The 8943-nt window shown below is 71.3% G+C and carries 10 protein-coding genes; 8 read left to right on the top strand and 2 right to left on the bottom strand.

Translation table 11 applies throughout. The annotated features are described in order from the left end of the window. On the top strand, positions 1–659 hold a 659-nt coding region (locus ACWCO3_RS26410), incomplete at its 5' end, for an RNA polymerase sigma factor (RefSeq protein ID WP_450012586.1). 21 nt (positions 660–680) lie between these two features. Here ACWCO3_RS26410 and ACWCO3_RS26405 read toward each other — a convergent pair. After that, on the bottom strand, positions 681–1781 hold the full coding sequence (locus tag ACWCO3_RS26405) for a calcium:proton antiporter (RefSeq protein ID WP_145782033.1): 1101 nt from the start codon (positions 1779–1781) through the stop codon (positions 681–683). Between the two features lie 89 nt (positions 1782–1870). Here ACWCO3_RS26405 and ACWCO3_RS26400 point away from each other — a divergent pair, with 89 nt between their 5' ends. Both ACWCO3_RS26400 and ACWCO3_RS26395 read left to right on the top strand, forming a co-directional pair. Beyond that, the gene (locus ACWCO3_RS26400) at positions 1871–2233 is read left to right on the top strand and encodes a metalloregulator ArsR/SmtB family transcription factor (protein ID WP_450012584.1); all 363 of its coding nucleotides are present in this window, start codon (positions 1871–1873) and stop codon (positions 2231–2233) included. Beyond that, positions 2230–2736: an SRPBCC family protein gene (locus tag ACWCO3_RS26395; protein WP_145782037.1), complete on the top strand. Its 507-nt coding sequence runs from the start codon at positions 2230–2232 to the stop codon at positions 2734–2736. The genes ACWCO3_RS26400 and ACWCO3_RS26395 overlap by 4 nt, the downstream gene beginning before the upstream one ends. Here ACWCO3_RS26395 and mug read toward each other — a convergent pair. Beyond that, positions 2733–3296, bottom strand: coding sequence for a G/U mismatch-specific DNA glycosylase (gene mug, locus ACWCO3_RS26390; protein ID WP_145782039.1), 564 nt, complete (start codon positions 3294–3296; stop codon positions 2733–2735). The two genes, ACWCO3_RS26395 and mug, sit on opposite strands and share 4 nt — an antisense overlap. Before the next feature lie 74 nt (positions 3297–3370). On the opposite strand from mug, the gene ACWCO3_RS26385 reads away from it, so the two are divergent. The 5 genes from ACWCO3_RS26385 to ACWCO3_RS26365 all read left to right on the top strand — a co-directional run. After that, the gene (locus tag ACWCO3_RS26385; RefSeq protein ID WP_357936749.1) at positions 3371–4114 is read left to right on the top strand and encodes an SAM-dependent methyltransferase; all 744 of its coding nucleotides are present in this window, start codon (positions 3371–3373) and stop codon (positions 4112–4114) included. Positions 4115–4151: 37 nt separating this feature from the next. After that, positions 4152–4961, top strand: a complete 810-nt coding sequence (locus ACWCO3_RS26380) for a CPBP family intramembrane glutamic endopeptidase (protein ID WP_450012580.1) — start codon at positions 4152–4154, stop codon at positions 4959–4961. A 105-nt stretch (positions 4962–5066) separates the two neighbouring features. Continuing rightward, positions 5067–5783 carry an alpha/beta fold hydrolase gene (locus tag ACWCO3_RS26375; protein WP_450012578.1) on the top strand — a complete coding sequence of 239 codons (717 nt, stop codon included), beginning with the start codon at positions 5067–5069 and terminating at the stop codon, positions 5781–5783. Between the two features lie 428 nt (positions 5784–6211). Then, positions 6212–7411, top strand: a complete 1200-nt coding sequence (locus ACWCO3_RS26370; protein ID WP_435826059.1) for a ThuA domain-containing protein — start codon at positions 6212–6214, stop codon at positions 7409–7411. A gap of 86 nt (positions 7412–7497) precedes the next feature. Next, on the top strand, positions 7498–8943 hold a 1446-nt coding region (locus ACWCO3_RS26365; protein ID WP_450012576.1), incomplete at its 3' end, for a PQQ-dependent sugar dehydrogenase.

Below are 8943 nucleotides of genomic sequence, written 5' to 3'. Positions count from 1 at the left end.
GCACCGCCGGCCCGGGGTTGCTGCGCGCCGACCTGACCGCCGAGGCGATCCGCCTGACCCGCCTGGTGCACCGGCTGCTCCCGGAGGATCCCGAGGTCACCGGCCTGCTGGCGTTGATGCTGCTCACCGATGCCCGCGCTCCGGCGCGGATCGGCCCGCACGGCGAGTTGGTGCCGATGGCCGAACAGGACCGTTCCCGGTGGCGGGCCGACCAGATCGCCGAGGGGACCGCGCTGATCACCAGGGCGCTGCCGCGCGGGGCGGTCGGGGCGTACCAGGTGCAGGCCGCCATCGCCGCCGTGCACGACGAGGCAGCCAGTGCGCAGGACACCGACTGGGCGCAGATCACCGCCCTGTACGAGGTGCTGCTGGGCATCTCGGACAACCCGGTGGTGGCGCTCAACCACGCGGTGGCGGTGGCGATGAGTCGCGGCCCGTCGGACGGGTTGGCACGGCTCGCCGAGCTGGCCGGCGACGCGCGGTTGGCCGGCGACCCCCGACTCCCGGCCGCTCGCGCCCACCTGTGGGAGATGGTCGGTGAGCGGGTCGCGGCACGGGAGGCGTACCGAATGGCGGCGGCCCGGTCGACGAACCTGGCGCAGCAGCGCTACCTGTACGCCCGCGCGGAGCGTCTCGGCGACCCGCCGCCCGCCGGCTGACCCGGCGGGCGGCGGCGCACGTCACGGGCTCGCGGCCAGGAAGACGAAGGCGGCCATCAGCACCAGGTGTACGCCACCCTGCAGCACGTTGGCCCGGCCCGGCACGACGGTCAGCACCGCGGTCACGGCGGTCAGCGCGAGCAGCGTGAGCTGGGTGCCGCCGAGGCCGAGCAGTAACGGGCCGTCCAGCCAGATAGAGGCGATCGCGATGGCCGGGATGGTCAGGCCGATGCTGGCCATCGCGGAGCCGAGGGCGAGATTCAGGCTGGTCTGGACGCGGTCGCGGCGGGCGGCGCGGGCGGCGGCGAGGGTCTCCGGCAGAAGCACCAGCAGGGCGATGATGACGCCGACGAACGCGTGCGGCAGGTTCGCCGCCGCGACCCCGGCCTCGATGGTCGGGGAGACCGTCTTGGCGTCGCCGACGACCGCGACCAGCGCCACCAGCAGCAGGACCAGGCTGACCATCGCCGCGCGGGTCGTGGGCGGCTTGGCGTGCTCCTCGGTCTCGATGACCTTGCCCCGGCTGTCGACCGGCAGAAAGTAGTCGCGGTGCCGGCCGGTCTGTACGAGCACGAACAGCCCGTACAGGGCCAGCGACGCCACGGCGGCGAAGACGAGTTGGGCCGGGCTGAACTCCGGGCCGGGGCGGGCAGTGGTGAAGCTCGGGATGACGAGGCTCAGGGTGGCCAGGGTGATCACGGTGGCCAGCGCACCGCCGGTGCCCTCCGGATTGAACACCGCGACGCGGCGGCGCAGCGCCCCGAGTAGCAGGGAAAGGCCCAGTATCCCGTTACAGGTGATCATGACTGCGGCGAAGACGGTGTCGCGGGCGAGTGACTGGGTCTTCTCCGGCCCGCTGATCATGAGCGTGACGATCAGGGCCACCTCGATCACGGTGACCGCGACGGCGAGCACAAGCGACCCGTACGGCTCCCCCACCCGGTGGGCGACCACCTCCGCGTGGTGCACGGCCGCGAGCACCGCGCCACCCAGCAGCACAGCGACAACCACGATGACGGGCCCAGGCAGGCTCCGGCCCCAGGTGACCATCAATATCAGGACGGCGAGCACGGGTACGACAAACGTCCAGTCGGTCAGGCGGGAGCGAAGGAGGGCGGCCATGCCTTACAGAGTGCCAGGTCAAGTGATCATGTGCCCACCATCGACGCACCGATATCGCCGAGATGTAACTCATAGGTTACGCTTCAGCGGTGGACGAGGTGGTCACCGCGATCGCGGACCCGGTGCGACGGCACATCCTGACCATGCTGCGCGACGAATCCCTGTCGGCCGGCGACATCGCTAGACGCTTCGTGATCAGCCGGCCCGCCATCAGCCGCCACCTGCGGGTGCTGCGCGAGAGCGGCCTGGTCCGCGACGAGCTGGTCGGCCGGCAACGGATCTACCACCTCGACCCGGGTCCGCTCGCGCCGCTGGTCGGCTGGCTCGCCGGGCTCGCCGGCACCGACCGGTGGGAACGGCACCTCGACGCGTTGGAGACCGAGGTCTACCGCACCCGCCGAGAGCGCCGCAGCCGCGGCCCGGCGGGACACCGAAGGGAGCACACGGCATGACCCGCACACCCGCCGGACGCCTGTTCCGCACCGCCACCGGTCACGACCTCGTCCTGACCCGCACGTTCCGCGCCCCGGCGGCGGACGTCTGGGCCAGCCTGACCGAGCCCGAGCGCACGGCCCGCTGGTTCGGCCCCTGGGAGGGCGACGCGGCCCCCGGGCGGACCATCCGGGTCCAGATGGCGTACGAGGAGCAGCAGCCCTGGTGCGACGTCCGCATCGACGCCTGCGAACCGCAGCGGCATCTCACCGTGTCGATGGTCGACAGCTACGGCACCTGGCTGGTGGAGCTGACGCTGACCGAGGCCGACGGCAGCACCGAGCTGCGGTTCGTGCAGCACCTCACGAGCGTGGAGGGCATCGCCGAGGTGGGCGCCGGCTGGGAGTACTACCTGGACATGCTCGTCGCCTCCCGGGACGGCTCCCCCCGCCCCGACTTCGACGACTACCACCCGGCGATGCAGCCGTACTACCAGGACCTCGTCGCCACCGAGCGCGCCTAGATCTCCTGGCGCAGCTTGGCGAACTCGGCCGTCAAGGCCGGCAACGGGAAGTGCGCGTTCAGACCACTCGGGTTCGGCAGCACCCACACCCGGGCCGGGCCCAGCCGCTGCGACTGTGGCCCCAGGCCTGCCCGGGGCCGGACGAAGGCGATCCGGTACGCGGTCACTCCGAGGATGGCCACCCACCGCGGCCGGTACCGCTCGGCCTTCACCGCCAACCCGGTCACCCCGGCCACCAGCTCCGCCGAGGTCAGCTCGTCGGCGCGCGCGGTGGCCCGGTTGCTGAGGCTGGTGATGCCCAGGCCGTGGCGCAGCAACTCGTCGTGCTCCCACGGGTGCAGTTGCCGGTCGGTGAAGCCCGCACCGTGCAGGGCCGGCCAGAACCGGCTTCCCTTACGCGCGAAGGGCAGCCCCACGGCGGCGGAGTAGAGGCCCGGGTTGAAGCCGCAGAACAGCACCCGCAGGCCGGGCCCGATCACGTCCGGCAGGCCCCGCCCGGCGGCCGCCGCCACCTCCTGCGGTGTCGGCCGCCGAAACGGCCCCGCCTGCTGCGCCCCCACCTGACCGATCCTGCCGTACGACAGGACACCGGACCCGACGTGCGAAGCGAATCATGACTTGACACCCTCGACGCATGCAGGCAACCGACAACCTCGCCGACAGCCGCTACGCGCGGATGCGCTGGAACACACCCCTGTCCGAGGAGCACGCCGCGCTGCTGCTACGGCGACTCGACGTACGTCCCGGCGCGCGGGTGCTCGACCTGGGCTGTGGCTGGGGTGAGCTGCTGCTGCGGGCAGTCGCCGCCGGTGGCGTGTCAGGCGCGCTCGCCACCCGGGGCGTCGGCGTCGACACCGATGACGCCGCGCTCGCCCGGGGGCGGAGGGCGGCGGCCGGCCGGTCCCTCGACCGGCACGTCGCCTTCGTGATGGGCGAGGCGGCCGCCTGGCAGGAGCCCGCCGACCGGGTCCTGTGCGTCGGGTCGGCGCATGCCTTCGGTGGCACCGGCGCCGCGCTGGACGCGCTCGCCACAGTGGTCCGACCGGGAGGCCGGCTGCTGTTCGGCGACGCCTACTGGGAACGGCCCCCGACACCGGACACCGAGCAGATCTTCGGACCCGAGGTCACTGACCTGCCCGGCCTCGTCGAGGTCGCCCGGGAACGCGGCTGGCGGGTGCTGCACCTGAGCACCGCCGACCAGCGTGAGTGGGACGACTTCGAGTCCACCTGGCTGGCCGGGCGGCAGGAGTGGCTGCTGCGGTACCCGGAGGATCCCCGCGCGGCCGACGTCCGCGCGGAACTCGACGACCGGTTGCGCCAGTACGTCGGTGGTTACCGGGGGGTGCTCGGCCTCGCCTACCTCGTCCTCGGCCGCTGACGGCCCACCGTTGACACCGCTGGCTACGCTGCGCGTGGTGAGCGCCGGACCTCGTCTCGCCCTGCCCTGGCGGATCCTCGTCGTGTCCGCCGGCGCCGTGCTGGTGTGGCTGTCAGTGGGTGCCCTGCTCGACCGCGACTACGACCGACCCACCCACGCCGTCGGGGCCGTTCTCACCACGGTGCTCGTCGTACCCCTGGTGGTTGTCGCCCGTCGCCTCCTGGACCGACGCCCGTGGGCCGGCCTCGGACTGCCGTCGCTGCGCGAGGGCTGGCGGCGTCTGCTGCTCGGCATGGCCTGCTGGCTGGTCCCCGCCGGGGTGGGGTTCGTGCTCTGCCTCGGCCTCGGTTGGGTCGAGATCAGCGTGCGGACGTCCGTCGGGGACGTGTCGCGGGTGGCGGCGTTGCTGGTGGTGCTCGTGTTCCTCAAGGAGGCACTGCCGGAGGAGCTGATCTTCCGGGGCTACCTGCAGCGCAACCTTGCCACCCGGTTGCCGGCGTGGCAGGCCGCCGTAGGGCAGGCCGTACTGTTCACAGTGTTCGGGTTCCTCGTCGGGGCCGCCCGGTCCGTCGACCGGCTCGCGCTCTTCTTCGTCTTCGCGCTCCTGCTGGGCGCCTTCCGGACCGCGACCGGCGACATCTGGGCGGGCATCGGCTTCCACGTCGCCTTCCAGACTGTCGCGCAACTGTTCGGCGACGTGGGGGCGGTCTTCGACGTGGTCGGCTCCGACGTCCTGGGAGTCGTGGCGATGGGGGCCATCCCGTTCTCGGTCAGCTGGATCGTCGTGCGACACCTCTACCGGCACCACCTGGACTGGCGGGCCGTCGCACCAGAGCCGGTGCGGTGACCGGCTGAACCTCCGCGTTCGGCCCACCGACCCGGCCGGCCTGCGGAAGAGTGTCAGGCGAGAGTTGTCAGCGGTGGCACCGCGTCGTCGCCTGCGGAGGTCCGAATGAGCCCCGAGCCTGCCAGCAACGTCGTCCTGGTGCACGGCGCCTACGCCGACGGCTCGTCCTGGTCCGACGTGATCCCCATCCTCCAGCGGGCCGGCCTGACCGTCACCGCGGTGCAGAACCCGCTGACCTCCCTGGCCGACGACGTCGCCGCCACCAACCGCGCCCTCGACCGCCAGGACGGGCCGACGGTGCTGGTGGGCCATTCCTGGGCCGGCACGGTCATCAGCGATGCCGGTAACCATCCGAAGGTCACCGCCCTGGTGTACGTCGCCGCCCGCGCCCCGGACGCCGGCGAGGACTACGCCGCCCTCGCGGCACAGTATCCGACGCCCCCGGCGAACGCCGGTCTCCTCCACCACAACGGGTACGCACAGCTCAGCGAGACGGCATTCCTCGAAGACTTCGCGGGCGGAGTCGACGAGGTCCGCGCCCGCTCGCTCTACGCGGTGCAGGGGCCGATCGCCGACGGCCTCTTCAAGGGCCGCACGACTGTCGCCGCCTGGCGGGACAAGCCCTGCTACTACTCCGTCTCCACCCAGGACCGCACCACGGCACCCGAGCTGGAACGGTTCCTGGCCGAGCGGATGAACGCCACGACGATCGAGGTCGACTCCTCCCACCTCGCCATGCTCACCCACCCGGAGACGATCGCCGACCTCATCATCATGGCCACCAGAGGCGCCCGCGATCCGATGCCGTCCGGCCAGGGTTAACCACGGCGGGAATACCCACCTCGGGCGGTCGACGCCGACGGGCGTGGGCTTGACGGGGCGGAGACATCGGAGGTTTACTGCGTCAGCGATAGAAGTCGATGGGCTTCGTCCGTCCACTATGGGCGAGCGGGCTCCTCGGCGGTGCGATCGCGATCGGTCGACGCCGGTGCGCCAGCCGTCTCCTGGCACTGTCGGTAGCGACGCGATGCTCCCCCCTCGGCGGGCGGGGAGCACCGGCACGGCAACCCGCACGGCGCAGCGTCGCGCACACCCCCTGCGGGACGATTCCACCGGCACGGCACCACCCCGCAGCATCTCAGCCGAGCATCGGCGGCCCGGCTCCGTACCACCGCCATCGCGACCTCGGCGAGCCCGCACGCCCACGTGACGCGCGCGCCAGGGTCGACGCTCAGCAGAGGAGCACCCCCATGCGTTCCCGTTCCCGCCTGTTGGCACTCGTCACCGGCATGGCCGTGATGCTGGCCAGCTTGGTAACCCTCACGACGCCGGCCTCGGCGGCACCACTGACGAAGGTCCTGGTGTTCAGCAAGACCGCGGGCTTCCGCCACTCGTCCATCCCGAACGGCATCGCCGCGATCCAGCAGCTCGGCTCGGCCAACGGCTTCACCGTGACCGCCACTGAGGACGCCAACCAGTTCACCACCTCCAACCTGGCCCAGTACCAGGCGGTGGTCTTCCTGTCCACGACCGGTGACGTCCTCAACTCCAGCCAGCAGACGGCCTTCGAGTCGTACATCGCCGCCGGCGGCGGATACGTCGGCGTGCACGCCGCCGCGGACACCGAGTACAGCTGGCCGTGGTACGGCCAACTGGTCGGCGCGTACTTCGACTCGCACCCGGCGATCCAGACCGCGACCGTGCGGATCGAGGACCAGACCAACCCGTCGACGGCCCACCTCGGCACGACCTGGGTGCGCTCCGACGAGTGGTACAACTACCGCACCAACCCCCGGTCGAGCGCGCGGGTCCTGGCCAACCTCGACGAGTCGTCCTACAGCGGCGGCAACATGAGCGGCGACCACCCGATCACCTGGTGCAAGACGTACGGCGGCGGTCGGGCCTGGTACACGGGTCTGGGCCACACCGAGGCGTCGTACACCGACCCGAACTTCACCCGGATGCTGCTCGGCGGCCTCCAGGTCGCCGCGGGTTCGGTGACCGCCGACTGCTCGCCGCGGACGACCACCCCGCCGCCCACCACCCCGCCGCCCACCACCAGCGGCTCCACCCTGAAGGCCCGGGCCAACAACCAGTTCGTCAGCGCGCCCAACTCCACCACCGCGCTGATCGCCAACAAGGCCTCCGCCGGCACCAGTGAGCGGTTCGACGTGGTCAACCTCGCCAACGGCAACGTGGCGCTGCGCGCCAAGAGCAACGGGCAGTACGTCGCGGCGGAGAACGCCGGTGCCGCCGCGCTGATCGCCAACCGCGCCTCCGCCGGCGCCTGGGAGACGTTCCAGCTCCTGCGCAACTCCGACGGCACGGTGAGCCTGCGGGCCACTGTGAACAGCCGGTACGTGGCCGCCGACAACGGAGGCTCCTCCCCGCTGATCGCCAACCGGACCTCCATCGGCCAGTGGGAGAAGTTCGACCTCGTCACGAACTGACCGCGCCGCGGCTCACTCGTCACCACCCCCTTAGGCCGTGGTGCGCCCCCGCACGCCCGGCCCCCGATCGTCGAGGAAGGACGATCATGTTCTCGAAATCCCGGCGCTGGTCCCGGGCCCTCGTGGCGGCGCTCACCGCCGCCACGAGCGTGACCCTGGCCGTTGCCGCACCGTCCACCGCGCAGGCTGCGGTGATCCCCGCCTCCGACTACCAGCAGGTCAAGCTCGCCACCGGCTCGGCCGAGCTGGGTGAGGCCATGTCCCTGGCCGTCCTGCCCAACCGCTCGGTCCTGCACACCGCCCGCAACGGCGTCCTGCGGGTCACCGACGTGGCCGGCAACACCAAGACCTCCGGCACCCTGTCGGTCTACACGCACGACGAGGAGGGGTTGCAAGGCGTCGCCGTCGACCCCAACTTCGCCAGCAACCGGTGGATCTACCTGTACTACTCGCCCACGTTGAGCACCCCGTCCGGGGACGCCCCGACCACCGGCTCGCAGTCCGACTGGGACCGGTGGAAGGGACACCTGCGGCTGTCCCGGTTCACCCTCAACTCCGACGACACGCTCAACCTGGGCAGCGAGAAGATCGTGCTCCAGGTCGCCAACGACCGTGGTCAGTGCTGCCACGTCGGCGGTGACCTGGACTTCGACGCCGCCGGCAACCTGTACCTGACCACCGGCGACGACACCAACCCGTTCGAGTCGTCCGGCTACGCGCCGCTGGACGAGCGGACCAACCGCAACCCGCAGTTCGACGCCCAGCGCACCTCGGCGAACACCAACGACCTGCGGGGCAAGGTGCTGCGGATCAAGCCGCAGACCGACGGCACGTACACCATCCCGTCGGGCAACCTGTTCGCGCCCGGCACGGCCAACACCCGTCCGGAGATCTACGCGATGGGTTTGCGCAACCCGTTCCGGATGAGCGTCGACAAGGCCACGGGTGTCGTCTACCTCGGCGACTACGGCCCCGACGCCGGGTCCACGAACTCCAGCCGGGGCCCCCAGGGTCAGGTCGAGTTCAACCGCATCGCCTCGCCGGGCAACTACGGCTGGCCGTACTGCACCGGCGCCAACACCAGCACCGAAACATACAATGAATACACCTTCCCGTCCGGGCCGTCGCAGTCGAAGTACAACTGCACCGGCGGGCCGACCAACAACTCGTTCCGCAACACCGGGCTCGGCACGCTGCCCGCGGCGAGGCCGGCCTGGATCAAGTACGCGGGCGACTCCGGTTCGCCCTCGGAGTTCGGCAGCGGCTCGGAGTCGCCGATGGGCGGCCCGGTCTACCGCTACGACGCGTCGCTGAACTCCAGCATCAAGTTCCCGCAGTCGCTCAACGGTCAGTTCTTCGCCGGTGAGTACGGCCGCCGCTGGATCAAGGCCATCGCTGTCAACTCCGACGGGTCACGCGGGGAGATCTCCAACTTCCCGTGGTCCGGCACGCAGGTCATGGACATGGCCTTCGGTCCGGACGGGGCGCTCTACGTGCTGGACTACGGCACCGGGTCGAACAACCAGGCGCTG

The sequence above is a fragment of the Micromonospora sp. NPDC002411 genome, from assembly GCF_053592955.1.
This window is presented reverse-complemented; position numbering and strand designations above follow the sequence as displayed.

Excerpts from the sequence above, each read along its gene's own strand:
- ACWCO3_RS26405 (WP_145782033.1), bottom strand. The coding sequence starts at position 1,781 with ATGGCCGCCCTCCTTCGCTCCCGCCTGACCGACTGGACGTTTGTCGTA.
- ACWCO3_RS26395 (WP_145782037.1), top strand. The coding sequence starts at position 2,230 with ATGACCCGCACACCCGCCGGACGCCTGTTCCGCACCGCCACCGGTCAC.
- ACWCO3_RS26385 (WP_357936749.1), top strand. The coding sequence starts at position 3,371 with ATGCAGGCAACCGACAACCTCGCCGACAGCCGCTACGCGCGGATGCGC.
- ACWCO3_RS26375 (WP_450012578.1), top strand. The coding sequence starts at position 5,067 with ATGAGCCCCGAGCCTGCCAGCAACGTCGTCCTGGTGCACGGCGCCTAC.
- ACWCO3_RS26370 (WP_435826059.1), top strand. The coding sequence starts at position 6,212 with ATGCGTTCCCGTTCCCGCCTGTTGGCACTCGTCACCGGCATGGCCGTG.